Here is a 22,236-nt window from a genome sequence, read left to right as displayed (position 1 = left end):
AATCAAGATCTGACCCCGCTTATGACACCATAACCATTCTCATACGATACACCGAGGTTGAAGCAGCTTTCCGCTACCCCGCCGTCACAAGCTTTTCGGTAGAGCGCCGCGGCTTGGACTATGTCTTGGGGGACCCCCTTCCCAATATCAAACATGGCGCCGAGTTTGAAGCAGTCATTCGGCTGTCCCCCGTCACAGCCTTTCCTCAACAAAGCCGCAGCTTGAACCTTGTCTTGTGGAACACTAATCTCCTTCGCAAGCATCGCGTTATGATTGGAACAGCCTCCGAAGAACAGCACACCAATGATGATGAGTGTAGGAAGAAGAGCGCGAAGATAGGCGACGTCGCTCACGTCGCTACCTCAACGAGGACCTCGGGATCGCGTTCGGCAAGATTCAAGAGCTGCTTCGCGGCCCCGGATGATTTGCGACGGCCTTGCTCCCGTTGCTCTAGGGTGCGCTTCGAAACACCCAACGCAGCGGCAAACTCCGCCTGTGATAGTCCGCTCTTTAGCCGCACACGAACGACATACGAGTTGGCATCAACTTTCGTCTTTTTGCCCCCCGCCGGCTTTGATCTCCCGTCCGCTGTCCAGGACTTCTTGCCACACATTGCGTTTGGCTTCGAATTTGGCGAGAGCCCTACCGGTCAATTTGTTACCCATGAAATGCCTCAAGTAGCTCCAGCGGCCGTCTTTTCTTTAGTCCATTCTGTCACTGATTTCGACGATCTTCTCTCCCGCCTTGAGGAGCTTCTCAGCAACCGCCCATGCCTTTGTAAGGATGGTCATCAGTTTGGCATTGGACGTGTTACCACACGTAATCCACAAGACCTGAGGCGGTGATCCAAGTTGAGTGACGAGGTCGGCCATGTCGCTGTCCTTGGTTAAGATAATCGCCTTCGTCTCCCGGGCGGAGAGGAAGATGTCTCGATCCCGTGCATCACGTAAGCGCAGGTCTCTCACTGGCACCGCTTCCACGCCATAGGTCGAACTAAGCCACTGAGCGATCACGGGAGAGAGCTGAGCATCAACCCAGAGCTTCACGCTGTGAGAATGGGATGATTGAGTCGGCTGCTGGCGAACTTCAGGCAAGCGGATATATCTTCCGCTACAAGGTCAGGTAATTCTTCAAGAACTTGCTGCTGAGAGAGACCCGCGGCCAGCAAATCCAGCACATCGACAACTCGAATCCGCATCCCACGAATACAGGGCCTCCCACCACATTGCTCCAGGTTGACTGTGATGCGTTCGACGAGGTCAGCCATGATTGATGTTCATGTGCAGGTAAACCGTCTGGATACGGTGATGAATCACCTGATCCAGTAATTCTGAGGAGCGAGTCTACTGAAACCCCAAACGATTATCAACCAGAGCGAGAAGCACAAGGCTGAGCGACTCGGATATCTCGCATATAAAAGCCCAGGCGTGCGCCAATGCCGAAGCGTTGGAACTGATCAAAATCCTAGCGGATGACGTGAGCATCGGCACAATCATGGAAGAGTTGTTCTTCAAGCAACAGGTGGAGAGAGGCCTTCAGGATGTCGCCGAGGGTCGGGATTTCACACACAACGAGCTGAAAGTAAGAAGTTGGGCGATGGCGAAAGTCCGCTGGTCGCCGACCGCAGGGAACGAGCTTCAGGACATCGAAGACCTTATCGCCAGGGATTCTGAACTCCATGCGGTTCCCTTGGTCGATAGTATCGGTGCCATATCCGTAGCTATTAGTGTGTAAAAGTATGGGGTCAGGCTTTAGTATGGGGGTCAGGCTTTTACATATTGACGACCATAGGCTCCGCCGCTCTCGAGTGCCTCGACGGGGTCTTACATGACTATTGACTCCTATTTGCGATCTTGTTTGCTCGCCCTGTATGACCACGGTCTCTCTCGCTTGCCATGTCTCACGCCTCGTAAGCTTGCTTTTTTGTACGGCTGGGCATAGCCTGATCAATACTGGCGATGAGGGAGGAATCACATGGCCAAGGCCAAAGCTGAAGCGTTGGAACTGATCAAAAACCTACCGGATGATGTGAGCACCGGCACAATCATGGAAGAGTTGTTCTTCAAACAACAGGTGGAGCGAGGCCTGAAGGATGTCGCCGAGGGACGGGTCCTCACCCACAACGAGCTGAAAGAAAGAATCGGCCGATGGCGCAAGTCCGCTGGTCGCTGACCGCCGCCTCCTTACCTTACCTTCCGCCGGTTTGACTCATTGAAAATCCTTGTGATAGCGTAGCTTGATTGCAATTTTAGACAATCTTAAGCGGTCGGAATATGGCGTCTGAAAAGGATCTGAAAGCCATCCTTGGGAAATTGAAGTATTCGGACGATGCAAAGGTCATTCAACAGATGACCGAGCAGACTGAGCAGGTCCGTGCACGGATGGCCGGTATCAAGCACAAGCTTGTGGTCATGAGCGGGAAGGGCGGTGTCGGGAAAAGCATGACCACCGTGAATCTCGCACTGGCCTTCGCCCGTCAAGGCGCCACAGTGGGCTTGCTCGATGTGGACCTGAACGGTCCCTGTGTGCCGCGCATGCTGGGGCTTCATGGCCAATCATTGACCATGACGTCAGAAGGAGCCATTCCTCCTGTGGGACCTCTCGGAGTCAAGGTTGCTTCAATGGATTTCTTCTTGGACGAGGCCTCCCCCGTCCGGTGGAAAGGGCCGATGGATGTCAGCCCTGTCTGGCTCGGGCTTATGGAAATGAACGTGATCCGAGAATTTCTGGCCGATGCCGTCTGGGGTGAACTGGACTTTTTGCTCGCTGATTTGCCTCCGGGTGCTGCAGCAGACAAGCCTCCGGTCATCGCGGGGTTCATTCCCGACTTGGCCGGCGCAATTGTGGTGACGACACCCTCAGAGGTCGCCTCCGATGTCGTGCAGAAGTCCGTGACCTATGCGCGCGATATGGGCGTCAAAGTGCTGGGGATCGTCGAAAACATGAGTGAGTATCGATGTCCGTCTTGCGGCGAATTGAACCAGCTGTTCGAGGGCAATACCGAAGCCATGTGCGAGGTGCTCGATCTCCCGCTCCTCGGGCGGATTCCATTTGATCGCACACTCGCCCGCACGTTCGATAAGGGAGCCCCTTTGCTCGACGAGACCTATCCCACGATTCAACGGTACCAGGAAATTGCCGGTCGCATCAGGACGTTGCTGGACTACAAGAAGGTGTTGGCAGAGAAACTGTGACGGTGGTGCGGCTGTGAGAGAGGAGTCACTATGAAATTTGTTTGCCTCAACTGCGAAACCTACATGAACTTTGAGAAAGTGGAGAAGCCCGGCGAAGCATCGCTCGGGGTGTTTTTTGGCTGTCCATCCTGCGGAGCGAAGTTCTCCATGATTACCAATCCAGGAGAAACGCAGATGGTCAGTTCGTTGGGCGTGAAATTGGGTGGACGGACTGTTGCAGCTGAACCGTTCGAAATGACTCGGGGGACGTTGAAAGATGAAGCATTGGCCGGCGCAGGCCAGATGGGGGCCTACCTCAACGAGAAGATTCAGGCCGGGGAACCTGTCGCCGCATCGGCATCTCCAGCCAAAGCCGGAGAAAAAACGAGCGGCTGTCCGTTCTCGGCGATGGTAGCCGAGATGGGACTGACGGCCGGCGGCAAGCCGGGGAACGGCACGAACGCAGGGTCCTCCGAGTTCACCTGGACTGTCGATGCCAAGGAGAAGCTTGACCGGCTTCCCGCCTTCGTGAAACCGATGGTCCAGAGCAGTGTGGAAGCTTATGCGCGCAAGAATGGATTCAAAACCATCACATTGCAAGTCATGGATGATTCGAAGAACGATTCGCCGAACGGTATGACCTGGTCACGGGAGGCTGAACAACGGCTCGACAATATCCCAGACTTCATCCGTCCCATGGCGCGAAAAGAAATCGAGCGGTTGGCAAAGGAACGTGGGGTGTCGACCATCACCGCTCAAGTGATGGACGAGGCGAAGGACAAGTTCATGAAGTTCATGTAGTCGAGAGCTGCATGAATCAGGTGTCGCGAAGGCCCATCCGGCCTCCCGGATGGGCCTTCAGATTGTTTGTGTGCATTCGTTCGGCAGTTCTCGCATGAAGCAGTGGACTTGTTTCCTGTTTGTTCTGGTGCTCATGGTCGTGCAGTCTCCCTGGGGGGCAGATGTGCGCGCTCAATCATCGCCGGAGCATCATACAGTCTCCATCGCCCCTGGTACAACGAACAATCCGCACGGCGAACATGCCGATGGAGGATGGGAAGGGTCTGCGCGAGGCGTCGCCTATTCTGAGTTCAATCATCACTTTGCCGGGCTATTCGTCCTGCTGTTTGGTCTGGCTGAGTTAGGGCATGCGCTGCGGTACTCGTTGCCATTCTGGACTCGTCTCATTCTGCCAAGTGCGCTCGGGGTCATCGGAGCCTACCTGATGGTCTGGAGTGACCATCAGGCCTGGCCGATCGGACCGCTGAGTTTTGTTCAGACGTTTTCCGGACAAGACCCAGAAATTCTCCAGCATAAATTCTACGGAGTGTTTGCCTCTATTGCTGCGGTGAGTGAGACGCTCCGCCGAATCGGTTGGGCTCGCCACCCGGCCTGGGCGGCTCCAATGCTGTTCTTTGGCCTGACCGGAGCGCTGATGCTCTTTGCCCACTCCCATGGGAATCACCCGGCGAATCACACGATCGAGCTGCACCATGCACTTCTCGGAAGCCTCGGTCTTGGGGCTGCCATATCGAATGCGATGGTCTCGTGGACTTCCGGTGCCTCGCATCATCACGTGAAGAGGTGGGAAATGGCTTGGGGGGGATTTGTGATCGCAATCGGCATTCAGCTTCTCTTGTATTTCGAGTAGATGGATCGGATCGGCTTCCGACATAATTGACACCTTTCCGAAGCCTGTGCTACGTCTACACCTCTACAATCATTGCAGCTGCACCAGACATCTCTAACCAGCTCACAGAATTCGGGTCGGGGTAGGGGAGGATCGCTATGGGTGGACATAGTCACTGGGCCACGATCAAACGGCACAAGGGAGCCCAGGACGCGAAGCGTGGAAAGATCTTCACGCGAATCATCCGGGAGCTTACCATTGCGGCTCGGTCCGGTGGTGACCCCGACGGGAATCCCCGGCTGCGTCTGGCGATTGCCAAGGCCAAGGAAGCCAATATGCCTGGCGACACCATGAAGAAAGCCGTCCAGCGTGGGACCGGTGAACTACCTGGTGTGACCTATGAGGAATTTTCTTTAGAGGGATATGGGCCTGGCGGGACGGCACTCCTGCTGGAAATCACCAGCGACAACCGGAATCGGACAGTTGCGGAGATTCGCAGTCTCCTGACGAAAAATCACGGCAATATGTCGGAAGCGGGCGCCGTCGCCTGGCAGTTCCATAAGAAGGGGCTCGTTGCGATTGAGAAGGGGAAGGTTGATGAGGATACGCTTCTTTCATTGGCGTTGGATGCCGGAGCCGAGGATGTCAAGACGAGTGAGAAATCCATCGAGGTCATCACCGGCCCTCATGAGTTTGAAGCCGTGAAAAAGGCGCTGGCGGACGCCAAGATCGAAACGACGCTTGCGGAAATTACGTATCTACCTCAGAATACCATCAGGTTGGAAGAGAAGTCTGCCGAGCAAATGTTGAAATTGATGGAAGTTTTGGACGAACATGATGACGTCCAGAAGGTCCACGCAAACTTCGATATTCCAGATGAGGTTATGGAGAAAGTCGCTGCGACTGCGACGGGATAATTCAGCTCATCACCATGGTTCTTGCCCTCGGATAACGAGACGAGATGATCGCCTTTCTCACGGGGCGGTTGGCGTTCAAGGCTCCTACCCACCTCACGCTCGATGTGCAAGGGGTCGGGTACGAGGTTCATATTCCACTCAGCACCTATTACGCCCTTCCGAACCTTGACGAAATCACCGCACTGAATATTCATACGCATCTCAGGGAAGATGCAATTCAGCTGTTCGGCTTTCTCTCGCACAGCGAGAAGGAGTCGTTTTTGTTGTTGACGAGCGTGTCGGGCATTGGTCCAAAGCTGGCCCTCAGCGTGCTTTCGAGCCTGTCGGTCACGGATCTTGTTCATGCGATCCAGTCTGAGGATGTCGAAAAGCTTGCCACCGTTCCGGGGATCGGGAAGAAATCGGCGGGGCGTATTGCGCTTGAACTGAAAGATAAGGTGGACAAAATCCAGGGTGTTCGTCCCCAAGTCGCTGCTCCTGACGCACCCGAGTTGGATGGCCTGTACGAGGATGCACTCTCCGCTCTGGTAAACTTGGGTTATCGTTCCCAGGATGTCAAGGAAGCCTTGAAGCGGGTGACAAAGGCGGCGACAGGATCGTTGGCGTTGAAAGATCTCATCCGCAAAGGGCTCAAGGAGCTAGCAAGGGGGTAAGCCTATGCCGCTCGACGTGAGGAACATCGGCAAGATGCTCGTGCACGGCATTTCGATCGGGGCCGTTCTCGTGGTCGCGTTCCCATTTCGGAGTATCGCGCAAGAGGCCACGGAGCCGAAAAGCATCAGAATGACCTGCGGAGCCTGCCCTGAAGGGTATGCCACGACCGGCGTCACCCAGTCCTCAGAAATCTGTAAAGACGACGACCCGACTCTCGTGCAATGCGTGCCGCTGGGGGCAAACATGCTTGGTGTGTGTGGATCCTGTCCCGACGGCTATGCTGAAATCGGCAGTTCCTCGCTTCCTGCTCGATGCGGCAGCAAAGACGGTGGCCGGCTGACACAATGCCAGTTGAAAAAAATGGAGCAGAATTTTCCCGACTCGACCCAGGGATACAAAAGATGTCCTCCTGATTGCGGCAGCACGGCCCAGCCTGGGCAGGGAGCTCTGCCGTCCCCTCCAAAGTATCAACAGATGCAGGAGAGCAGGTAGACGTAGGCATCGCACCATGACTGAACGGTTCGTAACCAATCGTGCTACGGACGAAGAGCGGGGTCAGGAGAATGCTCTTCGACCTCAGACGCTCGATGAATACGTCGGCCAAGACAAAATGAAGGAATCGCTTCGAATTTGTATCGAAGCGGCTAAGCAGCGGGAAGAGGCACTCGACCATGCCATCTTCTACGGACCGCCCGGTCTCGGAAAGACGACGATTGCCCACATTATCGCCAGGGAGATGGGCGCGGCATTGCGGTCGACGTCAGGGTTGGTCTTAGCCCATGCTGGCGATGTGGCGGCGATTCTGACCAACCTTCAGGAACATGATGTGCTCTTTATCGATGAGATTCACCGCCTGCCCGCGTCCGTTGAGGAAGCGCTGTATCCAGCCATGGAGGATTTTCAGCTGGACCTGGTGATTGGACAGGGGCCTGCCGCGAGAACAGTCAAGCTTGATTTGCCGCCTTTCACGCTTGTGGGGGCGACGACCAGGGCCGGCTCTCTGACGTCCCCGCTGCGGGACCGATTCGGCTTAGTTTATCGGCTGGAGTTCTATGGGGCGTCCGAGCTGGAAGCGATTGTGACGCGCTCGGCCAGGGTCTTAGGTATTGGGATTGATCGGGCGGGTGCCGAGGAAATCTCGCGTCGAGCGCGCGGAACACCGCGGATAGTGAATCGGCTGATTAAGAGGATCAGGGACTATGCCCAAATCAAGGCTGATGGGTATATCACCGAACGGGTGGCTAAGGAAGGATTAGCTTGGGTTGGGATCGATGAGGCAGGCTTTGACGAGATGGACCGCAAAATTCTGATCACCATCATCGAGAAGTTCAATGGGGGACCCGTCGGTGTGGAGTCCTTGGCTGCCGCAGTCCAGGAAGACAAGGGCACAATCGAGGATGTGTATGAGCCCTACCTAATCCAAGCCGGTTTCCTTGATCGTACCGGTCGTGGCCGGCAAGTGACTCGTTTGGCGTACGATCACTTTAAACGGCCTTCTCCCTTGCTGATGTGAGCCCTGTATGTTCGAATGCTTCGAAACTCCTGATATCCAAGCGCTATCCTTGCAATAGATTCCACCGTTCCTGTAGAATTCTTCACTTGCCGATGTGATCCCCCTCCGGTCACAGGGATGAGGTAGTCCTTCCGGATCTGGTGTCAGAGGTCAGGCTCACCATGCCAAGAGATATGTTTGAACATCGCAAAGAAATCGACAGGATCGATGACGAAATCGTTCGGCTTCTCAATGAGCGATCGAAGAGTGTCATCGAAATCGGCAAACTTAAGAAAGAAAAGGATCCAGCAGCCAACTTCCATACTGCGGGCCGAGAAGCGGAAATTACCGAACGATTAACGAAGCTCAACACGGGCCCTTTCCCCAGCGACGCCATCCGATCGGTGTATCGTGAAATCATGTCGGCTTCCTTGTCGCTGGAGGCGCCGCAGAAGGTGGCGTATCTGGGACCGCGGGCGACCTTTACCCACATGGCTTGCATGCAGAAGTTCGGTTCGTCGGTCCAATATATGGCCGTTCATAGTATTAAAGAGGTGTTCAGCGAAGTTGAGCGAGGTCGAGCCAATTTCGGCGTGGTGCCGATTGAAAACACCACGGAGGGTGTGGTGAATCACACTCTCGACATGTTTATCGATTCCAATTTGACGATCTATGGGGAGGTCCTTCAGGAGGTCTCACATCACCTCCTCTCAAAATCCGGACTCATCGAGGATGTGAAGAAAATCTATTCTCATCCCCATGCCCTTGCGCAATGCCGGAACTGGTTGGAGGCCAATCTTCCGCATGTGCCGGCGGTTGAAGTCGCCAGTACCGCTCGGGCAGCCGAACTGTGTATCGATGAACCAGCCTCGACTGCCATTGCGTCGGAATTAGCCGGCCAACTGTACGGGCTCAAAGTCATTAAGGCCCGCATCGAAGATAACCTCAACAACTTTACTCGCTTCCTGATTCTGTCGCAGAAGCCGTCGGAGCGAACGGGGAAAGATAAAACGTCGTTAATGTTCTCGGTCAAGGATAAAGTCGGTGCCCTGTATGACCTCCTCCGCCCATTTGCTTCTCACGGAATCAACATGACCAAGATCGAATCTCGTCCCTCCCAGCGAAAGGCTTGGGAGTATATTTTTTTCGTGGATGTCGAAGGCCATATCAATGAGGAACGCGTCAATAGAGCGGTGGAAGAAGTAAAGGGACGCTGTCTCTTCATGAAGATTTTGGGTTCCTACCCAATCCATAGCTGACCATGGCGCTACAGGTTCATCCAGATATCCGATCGCTCAGTCCGTACGTCCCGGGTAAACCGATCGATGAATTACAGCGAGAGCTTGGCCTCACCCGGGTCATCAAGCTTGCCTCCAACGAAAATCCACTCGGGCCTTCACCGAAAGCATTGGCAGCGTTGAGCGGGGCGCAGGATATGCTGCATCGATATCCGGACGGGGGTGCCTATCGACTTCGACAAGCGATTGCCGATCGTTGGAAGGTGGCAAGAGAGCAAGTCATTCTAGGTAACGGGTCCGATGAGATCCTTGGCTTGTTGGCTAGGACGTTCTTGACTCCGGGTGATGAAGCCATCATGGCCGATCACACGTTTGTCATCTATAAAATGGAGGTTACTGCCGTCCACGGCAAGCCGGTGGTCGTACCACTGGTCAACTGGACGCACGACCTCGAGTCAATGCTACGTGTCGTGGCACCTCGAACCAGATTGCTCTTTCTCTGCAATCCAAATAATCCGACAGGGACCATGGTATCCGCGGAAGCGGTCGATCGGCTCATGGCAAAAGTGCCGGAAGATGTCATCGTCGTGTTTGACGAAGCGTACTTTGAGTATGTCCGCAATCCTCGATTTCCCGATGCGATGGCCTACGTGAAACAGGGGCGGAACGCGATCGTGTTAAGAACATTCTCCAAAATCTATGGGTTAGCGGGATTGCGCGTCGGGTATGGTATCAGCACGTTGGAGATCATCGACCTTCTTAATAGAGTTCGCCCTCCATTCAATGCCAACAGTCTCGCCCAGAGAGCCGCGCTGGCTGCGTTGGAAGATGACGAACATGTGGCCAAGAGCCGGACGATTAACGTGGCTGGGATGGAACAGCTGGAACGGGGGTTGGGTGCGCTGGGCATCACTTCGGTCCCGAGCGAGACAAATTTTCTTTATTTTGATGCAAAGCAGAATGGGCGACTGGTGTTCGAAGCATTGCTGCGAGAGGGCATTATTGTGCGCCATATCGATGGAACCATGCTTCGTGTCACCATCGGTCAGCCCGACGAAAATGCCGCCTTTCTCCAAGCCCTTGAGAAAGTCTTGCATGGAGAAAGTGAAGAACCAGCGAGGAAATTATGATTATCGTGTTGAAGCCGGAAGCGTCGGAAAGCGAAGTTGACCATATTATCGACCGATTGAGAGATCTAGGCTTGAAATCGCAGATATCCACCGGGCAAGAGCGTACCATTATCGGCGTCATCGGAGACGACCGCATCCTGCACAATCAGCCCTTGACGGCGCTTCCCGGCGTGGAAAGTGTCCTGCCGATCCTTGCGCCCTGGAAACTGGTCAGTCGTGAGTTTAAAAAGGAAGCCACCATCATCGACGTCAGCGGTGTTAAGATCGGGGCCAAAAAACTGGCCATCATGGCGGGACCCTGCGCGGTCGAGCGACTTGAGCTTACGGTGGGGATTGCACATGAAGTGAAGGCTTCCGGGGCCACGATTCTTCGTGGAGGGGCCTATAAGCCCAGAACGTCGCCTTATTCCTTTCAAGGGTTGGGCCGTGAGGGGTTGGATTACTTAGTCGAAGCAAGAAAACAAACCGGGTTGCCGGTTGTCAGTGAGATCTTGGACACGAGGGACATCGAACTCTTTCTCGAAAAGGCGGACATCATTCAGATCGGCGCTCGGAACATGCAGAACTTCGAACTCCTCAAGGAGGTCGGCGCGTACGACAAGCCGGTACTCCTGAAACGGGGCCTGTCGGCGACGATCAAAGAGTTTCTTCTGTCGGCCGAGTACATCATGTCACGCGGCAACCAGAACGTCATGCTGTGCGAGCGGGGCATTCGCACGTTCGAAACTCAATATCGGAATACACTGGATCTCGCGGCCATTCCCACGTTGAAAGAGCTCTCGCATCTGCCGGTTATCGTTGATCCCAGTCATGCCACCGGGAAGTGGGATCTTGTCGCTCCGATGTCAAAGGCTGCAGTGGCAGCCGGGGCCGACGGCCTGCTCATCGAAGTTCATTCGAACCCAGAATGCGCACTGTGTGACGGTGAAGAGTCCATCAAGCCCTCGAAGTTCAAAGCCTTGATGACTGATCTCAGAAATATCGCGAAGGCCGTAGGCAGAGAGCTGTAAAGCCGGTATGGCCGTTCATTTCAAACAGGTTGCCATCATTGGAGTGGGGTTGATCGGCGGGTCGCTCGGCATGATCCTTCGGCGAAAAGCCTTGGCAGACCTGGTTGTCGGCGTCGGCCGGCGTATCGAGAATCTCAAGACAGCGGTCGCGTTGGGGGCGATCGATCGATATGTGGCCGATCCTCAAGAAGGTGTGCGTGGGGCGGATTTGGTGGTCCTTGCGACACCTGTCGATACCTATGAACGGCACCTCCATGAATGGGCCCATTGTCTGGCTCCCGGCGCGGTCGTCAGCGACGTGGGTAGTGTGAAAGGAACCTTGGTCGAGCGGTCGGAATCGGCTTTACCGGCAAGCGTACACTTTGTGGGGGCGCATCCGATCGCAGGAAAGGAAAAAACAGGAGTCGCGGCCGGGTCGGATCAGCTATTCAAGGGCGCACGCTGCATTCTGACCCCGACAAACCGAACGGATCCCACGGCACTGGAGCGAGTCAGGCAACTGTGGGAAGAGGCCGGTTCGATTGTCTTAACAATGGATCCGTATCTGCATGACCAAATCCTGGGTGCAGTCAGTCATCTGCCTCACGTGGTCGCCTTTGCACTGATGAATGCCTTAGCCGAGCTCCGTGATCAGCAGGTGCCTTCCTTGGATCTTGTCGGCCATTCTGGAGGAGGATTACGGGATACCACCAGGATCGCCGCGAGTTCTCCGGAAATGTGGCGAGACATTTTCTTGTGGAATCGGGATAATGTGGTGACTTATATCGACAGGTATGCACAGGCCCTGGAAGAATTGAAGCAACTGATTAAGGGTGGGGATGCAGCCGCAATTGAGAAGTCGCTTGAACGCGCCAAAGACGAGCGTGAAAAATTGAACAGTTCCTCTCCGAGCAACTCATGACATCATTGACGATCACCCCGGGCCGGCCACTCAGGGGAATGACCACAGTTTCTGGCGACAAGTCTCTTACCCATCGGGCGATCATCCTCACCGCACTGGCAGAAGGAACGAGCACGATAGCAGGCTACTGCCAGGGAGAGGACTGTCTGAACACGATGAGGGCCTTTCAGGGACTGGGTATTCCCATCACGCAGACTCCAACCGAATTAACCGTCTGCGGGAAGGGGTTTTGGGGGTTGTCCGAACCAAACGCTCCGATCGACTGCGGCAACTCCGGAACCGGGATGCGTCTGCTGACAGGCCTCTTGGCCGGACAAGATTTTTTCTCAGTTCTCACGGGCGACGAATCGATCAGACGGCGTCCTATGGGGCGGGTCGTCAAGCCACTGCGCGAGATGGGCGCGGTTATTGGAGGGCGTAAAGGCGGAGAGCTGGCTCCCCTGGCGATTACAGGAGCCGGCCTTCACGGTATCGAGTACACCTCGACCGTGGCCAGCGCGCAGATTAAGTCGTCCCTCCTACTCGCCGGCCTCTTTGCTCAAGGGAAGACTCGGTATAAGGAACCAAGTCTGTCACGAGACCATACCGAGCGGATGTTCCAGTTCTTTGGGATACCTCTCGCAAAAGAAGCAGGCACCCTGGTCTTACAAGGGCGACCTTCGAGCGGCTGGGGAGGCGTTCATGTGACCATTCCAGGCGATTTCTCCGCAGCCGCATTCTTCATCGTCGGAGCAACGATCGTGCAGGGATCCGACATCACTATTTACAATGTCGGGATGAATCCGACGAGGACCGGCTTGATCGAGGTCATGAGGAAGATGGGAGCCGACATTCAGGTTCTGGGCCTGCGAGAAGCGGCCGGCGAACCGGTCGGGGATCTTCGTGTGAAGTCATCCGCACTGAAGGGCGTGACGATCGGTCACGACCTCATTCCGAAAACGATCGATGAATTTCCCGTATTGTGCGTGGCTGCCGCCGTGGCGGAGGGGGACACCGTGATTTCCGGAGCAGCGGAACTCCGGGTCAAAGAGAGCGATCGGATTGCGACCATGAGCCACGAATTGAAGGCCATGGGAACCCTCGTCGAGGAACGGCCGGACGGGATGATCATCCGCGGATTAGGCCGAGGGGGAGAGAACGGCAAGTTGAGAGCTGCGGACAAGGCCCAGAGCCATGGAGACCATCGTGTGGCCATGTCTCTCGCCATCGGTGGCCTTACGGCGGAACAAAGCATGACGATTGCCGACACGAGCTGCGTGGAGACGTCATTTCCAAACTTTGAGAAGGCACTCGTCGATTTGTTGACGCCACTTGCGTGAGAACCGTGCGACGGATCGTACGGTTCGAGAAGTGTGGGGGCTGAGTGATTATTGCGATTGATGGACCGGCCGGAGTGGGCAAGAGTACAGTAGCGAGACTATTGGCCGCTCGGCTTGGTTACCTTTATCTTGATACAGGAGCACTGTACCGAGCCGTCGCATGGAAAACCTTGCAATCAGGGATACGTCCGACGGATCATGAGTCGGTGACAACATTATTGCCGACCACCTTGATTCACATGCAGTTTCTCAATGGCGCAATGCAGGTATCGGTCGATGGCCGCGACGTCACCGGGGAGCTCAGGGCACCCGAAGTCACCGCAACGGCCTCCATCGTGTCGGCCATTCCAGCTGTCCGTGAGTGGCTGCTGCCGATCCAGCGTCAGATCGGTCAGAGAGGTTCGGTGGTTGCAGAAGGACGCGACGTCGGCACAAAGGTCTTTCCGACCGCTCCCTATAAATTCTTCTTGGAGGCAGATGCAGACGTTCGAGTCGCGCGGCGGCACCGTGAACTGGTCGCCGCAGGCCGTGGTGGGACGGTTGAGACAACGTCCTGTGATCTATCGGACCGAGATAGGCGGGATCGGACCCGTTCGATCGCCCCATTGATTCCAGCGGGTGACGCACGATTCATCGATACCTCTGCCCTCAGTCCTGACCAAGTGGTGGAGCAGATGATTGCGACAGTGTCGACCGGGTCGTGAGCGGGATTCTCTATGGATTCTTGTGGGCCCTGGTACGAGTCGTTGCGTGGATTTGCTTTCGATATCGTGTCGAAGGGGAGATTCCTCGGACCGGAGGTCTGCTGATCGCCGCAAACCATGCCAGCTACCTTGACATTCCGCTACTCGGCTGTGGGATGCGTCGAAGGGCCTGGTATTTGGGACGCAATGACTTGTTTCCGATCCCAGTATTAAACAGTATTTTGCAGGCGTTAGGCTGGATACCCGTGAGGTTGGGACGCCTCGACCGAGAGGCGTTTGGGAAGGCGATCAACCTGATTCGAGCAGGTCACGTGGTGGTCATTTTCCCGGAAGGTCGACGTAGTCACGATGGCCACCTTCGGGAGCCGAAGGCGGGTATGGGAGTGATTGTGTCGCAGACGGGTTGCCCAGTTGTTCCGGCGTATCTGAAAGGGACCTTCGAGGTGCTCCCCACGGGGGCTCGCTGGCCTCGGTTGCGTCAGGTTACGGTACGATTCGGGGATCCTATTCAGTTCGAAACGGGGAAACACAAAGAGAGGGCAGAAACGAAACAGTTCTATCAACAGGTCAGCCGTACGGTGATCGAGCACATTGCGGCCTTAGGTCAAGTTCCCGTTCCAAAGGGGAGGAATGACCTGGCCCCCGAAACACCGGACAGGCCGACCGCTGACGCTCACAACGCTGAGTGAGCCCGGCGACTTCACCATCAGCACCCGACGAGAGTCGGAAGAGTAGGACGTTCATATGGGTACAGTATCCAACAGCAGTGACGCGCAGTTAGACCGCAATGCCTTGGCGGCATTATACGAAGAAACCTTCCGTAACCTGGAAGAAGGCACGATTACAGAAGGCCGGGTGGTGGCCCTGACCAAAGACAAGGTCATCGTTGATATCGGGTACAAATCAGAGGGCATGATCCCGAGCGATCAGTTCTCATCCGAGGAACTTCACAACCTCAAGATCGGCGACCGGCTCCAAGTCTATATCGAAGAATGTGAAGATGCAGACGGCAATCTCGTTCTTTCCAAGGAAAAAGCGGACAAGATGAAGATTTGGGAAGAACTCGAAAAGCTCTACAAAGAAGAGAAGAGTATCGAAGGTAAGATCGTCTCACGCATCAAGGGCGGCATGATGGTCGATATCGGCGTCAAAGCATTCTTGCCCGGTTCGCAGATTGATCTTCATCCGGTTCGTGATCTGGATGGGCTCGTTGGAAAGACCTTCCCCCTCAAGATCATCAAGATCAACCACAGGCGAGGCAATGTGGTCGTGTCGCGCCGTGTGTTGTTGGAGGAAACCAGGGATAAAAAACGGCAGACGACGCTGGCCAATCTCAAAGAAGGTCAGCTCATCCAGGGTACCGTCAAGAACATCACCGATTACGGATCGTTCATCGACCTCGGCGGTATTGACGGGTTGCTACACATTACCGACATGTCCTGGGGTCGAGTCGGACACCCATCGGAACTGTTTACCGTGGGAGACAAGGTTGAAGTCGCGGTGTTGAAATATGATCGTGAAACGGGTCGTATTTCTCTGGGGCTCAAGCAGAAGAGTGCGGATCCCTGGACCAATGTCGCCGGCAAGTATCCCATCGGTACCAGGGTCCGTGGTCGTGTGGTCAGCCTGACCGATTATGGAGCGTTCGTGGAACTTGAGCCGGGAGTTGAAGGATTGGTGCATGTGTCTGAGATGTCGTGGACGCACGAAGTCCGACATCCGTCCAGAGTCGTGGCGGTCGGTGATCAAGTGGAAGCCGCGGTGCTCAACGTCGATCCCGCGAGCCGCAAAATCTCATTGGGCATGAAACAGACGGCTCCGAATCCCTGGGACATGATTGAGGGCAAATATCCGATCGGGACCCGTATCGAGGGGAAGGTGAAGAGCCTGACCGATTTCGGCGCCTTTGTCGGACTTGAAGAGGGGATCGATGGACTCATCCATATTTCGGATATGTCCTGGACGAGGCATATCAAGCATCCCTCTGAGCTGTTTAAAAAAGGACAAAAAGTGGAAGCGGTCGTGTTGCGCATCGACAAAGAGAAAGAGCGGCTCTCGTTGGGATACAAACAGCTGGCCCGTGATCCCTGGGATGAGGCGATCCCCGCACGGTATCACGTTGGTGACTCGGTGACCGGCAAGGTGTCGAAAGTCGCCGATTTTGGGATCTTCATCGAACTGGACGGTGAGGTGGAAGGTTTGATCCATGTCAGCGAATCCGGTGTTGAACCTCCCGCGAAGCTCGAAGAAAAGTTTAAGTTGCAGGATGATGTCACGGCGAAGATAATCAAAGTCGATCGAGAGGAACGCAAAATCGCCCTTAGCCTGCGTGACCATCAGCTGGATTGGGAACGCAAGCAGGTTGATGATTATCACTCGACACAGGGCGTGCTTGACCAGAGTCTAGGACGGGCCGCGAAACAGAGCCGGAAACGGTCGCAATCGGAAGATCAAAGCTAAGCCGGCTTGGTTGAGGGAGGGTGCGGGAGAGGAGCGATGGCGGATGAAGCAACACAGGCGGAACGTCCGCGAAAACGTCATCTGTTGCGGAAGACCTTGTGGTTTTTTGCGATGGGACTGGGTGTCTTGGTCCTAATCAATCTCTTTGTCCCCGACCTTGATCTATCGACCGGAGACCGAATCGCCCTGGTTCGAGTCGAAGGGGTCATTTTGGATTCTCAGACGACCATTGAGGATCTGAAGCGATTCAGCGAGAATCCTTCCGTCAAAGCCATCGTGATAAGAATCGATAGTCCCGGGGGCGGCGTCGTGCCATCGCAAGAGATTTACGATGCCGTCAAGCGGGTCAGAAGCAAGAACAACAAGGCGGTTATCGCATCGATGGGGAGCCTTGCCGCATCGGGAGGGTATTACATCGCGGCTGCAGCAGATCGGATCGTGGCCAATCCCGGGACGCTGACTGGAAGCATCGGAGTCATCATGGAAACGGCCAACCTGGAGGGATTGCTTCAGAAAATCGGGGTGGAAGGGGTCGTCATTAAGAGCGGGAGATATAAGGATGTGGGCTCTCCACTCCGGAAAATGAGCGCGGACGAAAGACGTTTGTTGCAAGCCGTGATGGATGATGTCCATAAGCAGTTTATCGAGGCGGTGGCCGAGGGCCGTTCCCTCGAGATTCGAGCTGCCCAAGCGTTGGCCGACGGTCGAATCTTTACCGGACGCCAGGCCAAGGAAGCGAAGCTGGTCGATGAACTGGGCGACTTGGAAGACGCCATTCAGTTGGCTGCGGAGGTGGTCGGAATCGAGGGGGAACCGAAGGTCGTCGAGCCGAGGCGCCGGTTTTCCCTCCGCGAAATTCTGGACTCAAAACTCAGCATGATGTTTCCGAAGTTTGATATGCAACCGGGCGTGAGCTTGAAATACCTTATGGCCTTCTAGCTGTGTCAATCTAGCTGTATCAATAAAGGTGCGGCCGTCCTCGCGACGAAGGGAGAGTGGATATGACCAAGGCGCAGATCATCGAAAAAGTTACTGAGCAAGTCACCACCTTGACGAAGCGACAGGCCGAAGTGGTCGTCAACACCATTTTCGATTGTGTCAGGGATTCTTTGAGAAACGGCGACAAAACGGAGATCCGAGGCTTCGGCAGCTTTCGGCTGCGGGCTCGTCGGATGAAGGAAGGGCGGAATCCAAAGACCGGGGAGACGGTTGCGGTACCAGCCAAGCGGGTTCCGTTTTTCAAAGCCGGCAAAGAGCTGAAGGAATTGCTCAATCAATAACGATCGACTGATTGAACAGGAACCAATGTCGGCATCAGATTCTTCGCAGACGAATACAACCCAAGTCCGTTGGGCTGAGGGTGCGCTCAAACGAATGGAGCGTGCACCGATATTTCTGCGTGGCATGGTCCGTCGTTTGGCTGAAAAGAAAGCGCGTGAATTGGGGTACGAGGAAATCACCGAGGAGATTCTCGATCAGTTTAAGGGACAGATGATGGGGCGCATGGGCGGTGAAGCCGGCATGGCATCTGCTGTCGAAGAGATGGTCAATGGCCGTCTTCCATGGACCGCCGCCGCCAAAGAACGGTTGGATACCGTTCCTGAATTTATGCGGGCGATGACCAAGCAGATTGCGGAGGAGATCGCAAAGGAACGGGGGCATCTCGAAGTGAACGTCGAGTTGTTTGAAAAAGTGGAAGCGCTTGGTGATCTTCACGAGGAGAGCGGACCCTCGATGGAATGGACCGAGGAGGCATTGGCCCTGCTTCAAGACAAGTTAAAGCAATCGCCGCCCATTGCACTGGAATTCGTGACCGATATGTTAAAGCGAGATACGGAAGATCTCGCCAGAGCCAAAAGGCTGATCCGCATCGACGCATCGGTTCTGCAGGACCTATGGGAAGCGCCTCAGGAACGAATTGCCTGGACCGACGAGGCATGGAAGCGGCTTCAGACATCTCCGGATTTCGTGCGCAGTGGGATCAGAAAAGCAGCCGAACGGCGGGCCCGCAAGCTGGGATTGAAAGAAATCAATGCCGACCATTTGACGACGTTTCGGAACCAGGCGATGATGAAAGCCGTCAAGCGTATCCGCTCATTCGGTTACCATGAATTGACATTCGATGCCTTTGATACCGCTCTCCAGAACACCAAGCGACTGCAAGGTAATGATCAGGCAGAGAAACGCCTCCAGGAAATCCGGGGCCACTTTGCCGATCCGTTGACGAAGAAGCCTGAAGGCGGAACCCTGGGGGCCGAGCTCATGGATCGTTTTCGTAGGTATCTCAAAGGCGAAGGAACTCTCTGACAGGATCACGCTTCTAGTCCGGCAGTTCCAACGTACGTTCCAAGGGTGCCCCACCAACCGGATCGGTGCTTCGCTTCAGTGGGCTCCCGCCTGATGAGGCCAAAATTTGTGTCGGATTTGGGGGAGCGGTTCGTTGTCAAAATTGGGAATGTCGTAGAGACAACGATCGATCGTCGCGACTTCGTCTTCGGTTAACGGCAACGTTACTTTTTTCTTCCAGAACTGATCGAGCGTGAAATAGTCCCCCGACTGAGGCTTCTGCGCCAACAACTCCTGCATCTTTTTGAAGCCCGGCGTATCGACGCCTGGGACACGTCCCTTGTTCCGATCAAGACACCACATCAGAACTTCAGCTATCCCGTACATCGTGATATCAACGTTCACAATTTTGCTCATGACCTTCCTCCTAAAAGTAACGCGGCATCATAACGTAAGCAGAGGGCAAAATTCAAAGGTCCATGAGCTACTGCCGTGGATTGCGGGGGCGAAGACCCCCTCTGTATACTGAGTCTCCTGATCCACCACCATAGGCTCATTGGTCCAGCCGCTTAGGGTGTGAGAGACCGAGTGAACATTCTTATCGAGCGGAAATTGCACGCGGTCAGGCGGCTTTTCTCTCTGCTATGGCTGTCCTTTCTTATCGGTCACGGTCTGTGGGCTTGTTCCAGGAGCGAGCCATATACCCCACCTGATCCTTTTTATTATTTTGCCAGCTACAAGGTCGGCAAGAATCCGACCACTATTATCACCGAAGACCTTAATCATGACTCATTCACCGATCTCATCACCACCAATATTGCGAGTAATACCCTCTCGATTCTGTTGGGGAATGGTGACGGCACATTTAGAGATCAGGTTCAGCTCCATGTCTGCCAGGAACCGCGGTCCCTTGTGATGGGCAACTTCAATCAGGACCGACATCCCGATGTCGCCCTGGCATGCTCCGGTGGCGACGAGGTTATGGTCTTGTTCGGACATGGAGATGGAAAGTTTGAAGAAGGACCACGTTATCCGGTCCATCGTGCACCGATCGCACTGGCCGCAGACGATATCAATGGCGATCACCATACGGATCTTGTCGTCGCTCTACGGAACGACAAGGTCAAAGTCTTTCTCGGGAATGGGACCGGCGAATTTCGACACGTCGTTCAATACGAACATGGCGACACTCCCACATCCGTTGCGTTGGCTGATCTCAACGGCGATGGGAAATTGGAATTGGTGGTGACGAATGGAGGACCTATGTCGAATGCCGTCTCCATTTGGCTCGGGAACGGCGACGGTACCTTTCGTGATCCCAACGATTATTCCACGGGCCGCCGACCCCTTGGCGTGAGTTTTGCCGACTTCAATAACGATCATCACAGGGACCTACTGGTCATCAACGGAGAGCAGGATAGCTTCACAACGTTTCTCGGCAACGGCAACGCGACATTCCGACCCGGCAAGGATTCCGGAGCTGATGCCGGTCCCAACTTTGGGTTGGCACGGGATTTCAATGGCGACCGGTTCGAGGATGTGGCGATCGTGAATATCCAGTCAAATGACCTCTCGATCTTGTTCGGGAAGGGCGATGGTACCTTTCATTACCCTCCGAGAAATTACCGCACGAAGTCCGGCCCGTTTGCGCTTTCATCCTTTCGTGTCACGACCTTCGGGCTGGAGGAACCGGGATTGGCCATCGCCGACAACGGAAGTGGCAGCGTCTCGATCTTCCTTCACCGTGGACTCAAACCAGCGGCGAAGTCGGAGACAAGAGAGTAGGAAGCGAGCGATCGCTGTCGATTCTTGACAGCCTGGAAGGCCTTCGTTAGAGTGGCCGATGGGTAAAAGGCCCTAAATTTTTGAACACTACTATGGCGCTTCGATCCTTTGCATGGTGGTTTATGATTGGGGCTCTGATGACCCTCTCGGTGCTGATGGTCCAGGGTGGAATCCGAGACCTGTGGGAAGGGACACAACCCTCTGGGGATACGAACGTATTCGTGTATTTTGGCACGACCCTCATCGGCGGCGGCTTGCTCGCCGGGTGCGTCGCCTTAGTCATGAATCGCCTTCGGTAATTGGAGAGAATGGGAAATGTATGCAGTGCCTCAAGTGCAAAGGGTTCATGCTTGTAGAGCGTCACTATACGTTCGTCAACAGGAGGATATACGCCCGCTGCCTCAATTGTGGGTTCTGGATAGATTTGGCTGACCTCCTGCGATTTTTTCATAAAGTTCTCGATAGTGGACGGAAAGGTGATAAAGTACGGGAATCGTTCATATTCTAAAAGAGGCGGTCGTTCGTGGCACAGCGCGACCCTATCCCGCTCCATTATCACAGGCAGAGCCGAGGCGGTGCCATCACCCACCTTGTTCTGGTTTCGGCCGCCTCTCTTTCGTTCCTCGCTTTCACAATATGCCCAGCCTTGGGGATGGAGTATCAATCTCGCAGTCAGACCACCCATCCTGTCGGTTATGTTCCGCAACCTCTCCCCTGGAAGCGCATCCCGGCGCACAGTATCCTCCTAAAGGAATTGCGATCAGGCCGTATCCTGTTCGAGCACGAGGTTGAGAAGCGCCTGTCGCCGGCGAGTCTCACCAAGATTATGTCGGCATTGATTATTCTTGAGAAAGGCCACCTTGATGATCTGGCTACCGTGAGCAGAAATGCCGCGAGAGCGCCCAAGACCCACCTACGGCTCAAGGTCGGGGAAGTGTTTCGTCTTGGCGATTTGCTCAAGGCGATGATGATGGTGTCGGCCAATGATGCCTGCCTGACAGCTGTTGAGCATGTCGGAGGCGATGAAGAGCAGTTTGTGAAGATGATGAACGCCAAGGCTGCTACCCTTGGGTTATCAGACACGCACTTCAGCAACGGGTGTGGTTTCGACGGCCCAGACCACTACTCGACAGCTGAAGATCTCGCCACACTCAGTGAAGTGGCGATGCGAAACGCTGTGTTCCGAGAACTCGTCAAAGCGGAGCGCGAAATCATCACACCTGTCAGTGGATATCGCGCCTATGTCCTGCATAACACGAACCGTTTGCTTGGTCGCATTCCCGGCGTGGAAGGGGTGAAGACCGGATTCACTTCCAAAGCAGGTCGATGTTTGATTGCAAAAGTCTCTCATAATGGTAACGATCTGCTACTCGTGATCCTGAACTCTAACCGCCGATGGAATACCGCGAAAAGCCTGATCGATTACGGGTTCCGTCTCACCAGCACCATCCAATAGCCGCTGCGTCTCATTTTAAGCATCTACTCGTGAGTCGCCAGGGTCGGCTCAAGTCGTCGATTAACGCTACCGATATACAAC

29 protein-coding genes are annotated in these 22,236 nt (G+C 54.9%); 23 read left to right on the top strand and 6 right to left on the bottom strand.

Features of this window, described 5'->3' with window-relative positions; translation table 11 throughout:
• Window positions 1-2 precede the first annotated feature (2 nt).
• From P0120_19735 to P0120_19715, 5 genes are read right to left on the bottom strand one after another with little or no spacing between them, the layout of a single operon-like run.
• Window positions 3-353, bottom strand: a complete 351-nt coding sequence (locus P0120_19735) for a tetratricopeptide repeat protein (GenBank protein MDF0676542.1) — start codon at window positions 351-353, stop codon at window positions 3-5.
• Window positions 350-520: a helix-turn-helix domain-containing protein gene (locus P0120_19730; protein MDF0676541.1), complete on the bottom strand. Its 171-nt coding sequence runs from the start codon at window positions 518-520 to the stop codon at window positions 350-352. Before P0120_19730 ends, P0120_19735 begins: the two co-directional genes overlap by 4 nt.
• 22 nt (window positions 521-542) lie before the next feature.
• Complete coding sequence (locus tag P0120_19725) at window positions 543-665, bottom strand: hypothetical protein (protein MDF0676540.1); 123 nt, start codon at window positions 663-665, stop codon at window positions 543-545.
• A gap of 36 nt (window positions 666-701) precedes the next feature.
• Window positions 702-1,046, bottom strand: a complete 345-nt coding sequence (locus P0120_19720) for a DUF5615 family PIN-like protein (GenBank protein MDF0676539.1) — start codon at window positions 1,044-1,046, stop codon at window positions 702-704.
• Window positions 1,043-1,267 carry a DUF433 domain-containing protein gene (locus P0120_19715; GenBank protein ID MDF0676538.1) on the bottom strand — a complete coding sequence of 75 codons (225 nt, stop codon included), beginning with the start codon at window positions 1,265-1,267 and terminating at the stop codon, window positions 1,043-1,045. Before P0120_19715 ends, P0120_19720 begins: the two co-directional genes overlap by 4 nt.
• A gap of 209 nt (window positions 1,268-1,476) precedes the next feature.
• On the opposite strand from P0120_19715, the gene P0120_19710 reads away from it, so the two are divergent.
• From P0120_19710 to P0120_19615, 20 genes are all read left to right on the top strand, one after another.
• Window positions 1,477-1,734 carry a hypothetical protein gene (locus P0120_19710; GenBank protein MDF0676537.1) on the top strand — a complete coding sequence of 86 codons (258 nt, stop codon included), beginning with the start codon at window positions 1,477-1,479 and terminating at the stop codon, window positions 1,732-1,734.
• Between the two features lie 240 nt (window positions 1,735-1,974).
• Entirely contained in the window at window positions 1,975-2,172 is a 198-nt protein-coding gene (locus P0120_19705) for a hypothetical protein (GenBank protein MDF0676536.1), read from the top strand.
• Window positions 2,173-2,273: 101 nt separating this feature from the next.
• Window positions 2,274-3,194, top strand: a complete 921-nt coding sequence (locus P0120_19700) for an Mrp/NBP35 family ATP-binding protein (GenBank protein MDF0676535.1) — start codon at window positions 2,274-2,276, stop codon at window positions 3,192-3,194.
• A 30-nt stretch (window positions 3,195-3,224) separates the two neighbouring features.
• A complete protein-coding gene (locus tag P0120_19695) occupies window positions 3,225-3,974 on the top strand; it encodes a PCP reductase family protein (GenBank protein MDF0676534.1) in 750 nt (249 codons plus the stop codon).
• Between the two features lie 94 nt (window positions 3,975-4,068).
• Window positions 4,069-4,824: a hypothetical protein gene (locus tag P0120_19690; GenBank protein MDF0676533.1), complete on the top strand. Its 756-nt coding sequence runs from the start codon at window positions 4,069-4,071 to the stop codon at window positions 4,822-4,824.
• A gap of 137 nt (window positions 4,825-4,961) precedes the next feature.
• Window positions 4,962-5,720, top strand: coding sequence for a YebC/PmpR family DNA-binding transcriptional regulator (locus P0120_19685; GenBank protein ID MDF0676532.1), 759 nt, complete (start codon window positions 4,962-4,964; stop codon window positions 5,718-5,720).
• A 44-nt stretch (window positions 5,721-5,764) separates the two neighbouring features.
• Window positions 5,765-6,373 carry a Holliday junction branch migration protein RuvA gene (gene ruvA / locus P0120_19680; protein MDF0676531.1) on the top strand — a complete coding sequence of 203 codons (609 nt, stop codon included), beginning with the start codon at window positions 5,765-5,767 and terminating at the stop codon, window positions 6,371-6,373.
• Between the two features lie 4 nt (window positions 6,374-6,377).
• Complete coding sequence (locus P0120_19675) at window positions 6,378-6,866, top strand: hypothetical protein (protein MDF0676530.1); 489 nt, start codon at window positions 6,378-6,380, stop codon at window positions 6,864-6,866.
• A 16-nt stretch (window positions 6,867-6,882) separates the two neighbouring features.
• Window positions 6,883-7,887, top strand: coding sequence for a Holliday junction branch migration DNA helicase RuvB (gene ruvB, locus P0120_19670; GenBank protein ID MDF0676529.1), 1,005 nt, complete (start codon window positions 6,883-6,885; stop codon window positions 7,885-7,887).
• A 161-nt stretch (window positions 7,888-8,048) separates the two neighbouring features.
• A complete protein-coding gene (gene pheA / locus P0120_19665; protein ID MDF0676528.1) occupies window positions 8,049-9,125 on the top strand; it encodes a prephenate dehydratase in 1,077 nt (358 codons plus the stop codon).
• A gap of 2 nt (window positions 9,126-9,127) precedes the next feature.
• Window positions 9,128-10,234 carry a histidinol-phosphate transaminase gene (hisC, locus tag P0120_19660; protein MDF0676527.1) on the top strand — a complete coding sequence of 369 codons (1,107 nt, stop codon included), beginning with the start codon at window positions 9,128-9,130 and terminating at the stop codon, window positions 10,232-10,234.
• Window positions 10,231-11,244: a 3-deoxy-7-phosphoheptulonate synthase gene (gene aroF / locus P0120_19655; protein MDF0676526.1), complete on the top strand. Its 1,014-nt coding sequence runs from the start codon at window positions 10,231-10,233 to the stop codon at window positions 11,242-11,244. Before hisC ends, aroF begins: the two co-directional genes overlap by 4 nt.
• A gap of 7 nt (window positions 11,245-11,251) precedes the next feature.
• Window positions 11,252-12,145, top strand: a complete 894-nt coding sequence (locus tag P0120_19650) for a prephenate dehydrogenase/arogenate dehydrogenase family protein (protein MDF0676525.1) — start codon at window positions 11,252-11,254, stop codon at window positions 12,143-12,145.
• Window positions 12,142-13,464 (top strand): 3-phosphoshikimate 1-carboxyvinyltransferase, encoded by a 1,323-nt coding sequence (gene aroA, locus P0120_19645; GenBank protein ID MDF0676524.1) that lies wholly within the window; start codon window positions 12,142-12,144, stop codon window positions 13,462-13,464. Before P0120_19650 ends, aroA begins: the two co-directional genes overlap by 4 nt.
• Window positions 13,465-13,508: 44 nt before the next feature.
• The gene (cmk, locus tag P0120_19640) at window positions 13,509-14,168 is read left to right on the top strand and encodes a (d)CMP kinase (GenBank protein ID MDF0676523.1); all 660 of its coding nucleotides are present in this window, start codon (window positions 13,509-13,511) and stop codon (window positions 14,166-14,168) included.
• Window positions 14,165-14,857, top strand: a complete 693-nt coding sequence (locus tag P0120_19635; GenBank protein ID MDF0676522.1) for a lysophospholipid acyltransferase family protein — start codon at window positions 14,165-14,167, stop codon at window positions 14,855-14,857. The genes cmk and P0120_19635 overlap by 4 nt, the downstream gene beginning before the upstream one ends.
• Window positions 14,858-14,912: 55 nt before the next feature.
• Complete coding sequence (locus tag P0120_19630) at window positions 14,913-16,628, top strand: 30S ribosomal protein S1 (protein MDF0676521.1); 1,716 nt, start codon at window positions 14,913-14,915, stop codon at window positions 16,626-16,628.
• A gap of 36 nt (window positions 16,629-16,664) precedes the next feature.
• Window positions 16,665-17,567: a signal peptide peptidase SppA gene (gene sppA, locus P0120_19625; protein MDF0676520.1), complete on the top strand. Its 903-nt coding sequence runs from the start codon at window positions 16,665-16,667 to the stop codon at window positions 17,565-17,567.
• A 62-nt stretch (window positions 17,568-17,629) separates the two neighbouring features.
• The gene (locus P0120_19620) at window positions 17,630-17,908 is read left to right on the top strand and encodes an integration host factor subunit beta (protein MDF0676519.1); all 279 of its coding nucleotides are present in this window, start codon (window positions 17,630-17,632) and stop codon (window positions 17,906-17,908) included.
• A 25-nt stretch (window positions 17,909-17,933) separates the two neighbouring features.
• On the top strand, window positions 17,934-18,935 hold the full coding sequence (locus P0120_19615; GenBank protein ID MDF0676518.1) for a PCP reductase family protein: 1,002 nt from the start codon (window positions 17,934-17,936) through the stop codon (window positions 18,933-18,935).
• Between the two features lie 75 nt (window positions 18,936-19,010).
• On the opposite strand, the gene P0120_19610 is transcribed toward P0120_19615, so the two are convergent.
• Window positions 19,011-19,331, bottom strand: a complete 321-nt coding sequence (locus P0120_19610; protein ID MDF0676517.1) for a hypothetical protein — start codon at window positions 19,329-19,331, stop codon at window positions 19,011-19,013.
• 171 nt (window positions 19,332-19,502) lie between these two features.
• On the opposite strand from P0120_19610, the gene P0120_19605 reads away from it, so the two are divergent.
• The 3 genes from P0120_19605 (at window position 19,503) to P0120_19595 (ending at window position 22,155) form a co-directional block, all read left to right on the top strand.
• Entirely contained in the window at window positions 19,503-20,699 is a 1,197-nt protein-coding gene (locus P0120_19605; protein MDF0676516.1) for a VCBS repeat-containing protein, read from the top strand.
• Window positions 20,700-20,791: 92 nt separating this feature from the next.
• The gene (locus tag P0120_19600; protein ID MDF0676515.1) at window positions 20,792-20,998 is read left to right on the top strand and encodes a hypothetical protein; all 207 of its coding nucleotides are present in this window, start codon (window positions 20,792-20,794) and stop codon (window positions 20,996-20,998) included.
• A 224-nt stretch (window positions 20,999-21,222) separates the two neighbouring features.
• Entirely contained in the window at window positions 21,223-22,155 is a 933-nt protein-coding gene (locus P0120_19595) for a D-alanyl-D-alanine carboxypeptidase (GenBank protein ID MDF0676514.1), read from the top strand.
• The last annotated feature ends 81 nt before the right edge of the window (window positions 22,156-22,236 follow it).

The sequence above is a fragment of the Nitrospira sp. genome (assembly GCA_029194675.1).
Taxonomy (GTDB): Bacteria; Nitrospirota; Nitrospiria; order Nitrospirales; family Nitrospiraceae; genus Nitrospira_D.
This window is presented reverse-complemented; position numbering and strand designations above follow the sequence as displayed.

Bases quoted from the DNA above. Each gene is read 5' to 3' on its own strand.
- P0120_19650 (MDF0676525.1), top strand. From the start codon at position 11,252: ATGGCCGTTCATTTCAAACAGGTTGCCATCATTGGAGTGGGGTTGATC.
- hisC (MDF0676527.1), top strand. From the start codon at position 9,128: ATGGCGCTACAGGTTCATCCAGATATCCGATCGCTCAGTCCGTACGTC.
- sppA (MDF0676520.1), top strand. From the start codon at position 16,665: ATGGCGGATGAAGCAACACAGGCGGAACGTCCGCGAAAACGTCATCTG.
- P0120_19725 (MDF0676540.1), bottom strand. From the start codon at position 665: ATGGGTAACAAATTGACCGGTAGGGCTCTCGCCAAATTCGAAGCCAAA.
- aroF (MDF0676526.1), top strand. From the start codon at position 10,231: ATGATTATCGTGTTGAAGCCGGAAGCGTCGGAAAGCGAAGTTGACCAT.
- aroA (MDF0676524.1), top strand. From the start codon at position 12,142: ATGACATCATTGACGATCACCCCGGGCCGGCCACTCAGGGGAATGACC.
- P0120_19610 (MDF0676517.1), bottom strand. From the start codon at position 19,331: ATGAGCAAAATTGTGAACGTTGATATCACGATGTACGGGATAGCTGAA.
- P0120_19705 (MDF0676536.1), top strand. From the start codon at position 1,975: ATGGCCAAGGCCAAAGCTGAAGCGTTGGAACTGATCAAAAACCTACCG.
- P0120_19715 (MDF0676538.1), bottom strand. From the start codon at position 1,267: ATGGCTGACCTCGTCGAACGCATCACAGTCAACCTGGAGCAATGTGGT.
- P0120_19600 (MDF0676515.1), top strand. From the start codon at position 20,792: ATGGCGCTTCGATCCTTTGCATGGTGGTTTATGATTGGGGCTCTGATG.
- P0120_19700 (MDF0676535.1), top strand. From the start codon at position 2,274: ATGGCGTCTGAAAAGGATCTGAAAGCCATCCTTGGGAAATTGAAGTAT.
- ruvA (MDF0676531.1), top strand. From the start codon at position 5,765: ATGATCGCCTTTCTCACGGGGCGGTTGGCGTTCAAGGCTCCTACCCAC.
- P0120_19615 (MDF0676518.1), top strand. From the start codon at position 17,934: ATGTCGGCATCAGATTCTTCGCAGACGAATACAACCCAAGTCCGTTGG.
- P0120_19620 (MDF0676519.1), top strand. From the start codon at position 17,630: ATGACCAAGGCGCAGATCATCGAAAAAGTTACTGAGCAAGTCACCACC.
- pheA (MDF0676528.1), top strand. From the start codon at position 8,049: ATGCCAAGAGATATGTTTGAACATCGCAAAGAAATCGACAGGATCGAT.
- P0120_19690 (MDF0676533.1), top strand. From the start codon at position 4,069: ATGAAGCAGTGGACTTGTTTCCTGTTTGTTCTGGTGCTCATGGTCGTG.
- P0120_19695 (MDF0676534.1), top strand. From the start codon at position 3,225: ATGAAATTTGTTTGCCTCAACTGCGAAACCTACATGAACTTTGAGAAA.
- P0120_19685 (MDF0676532.1), top strand. From the start codon at position 4,962: ATGGGTGGACATAGTCACTGGGCCACGATCAAACGGCACAAGGGAGCC.
- P0120_19675 (MDF0676530.1), top strand. From the start codon at position 6,378: ATGCCGCTCGACGTGAGGAACATCGGCAAGATGCTCGTGCACGGCATT.
- ruvB (MDF0676529.1), top strand. From the start codon at position 6,883: ATGACTGAACGGTTCGTAACCAATCGTGCTACGGACGAAGAGCGGGGT.
- P0120_19630 (MDF0676521.1), top strand. From the start codon at position 14,913: ATGGGTACAGTATCCAACAGCAGTGACGCGCAGTTAGACCGCAATGCC.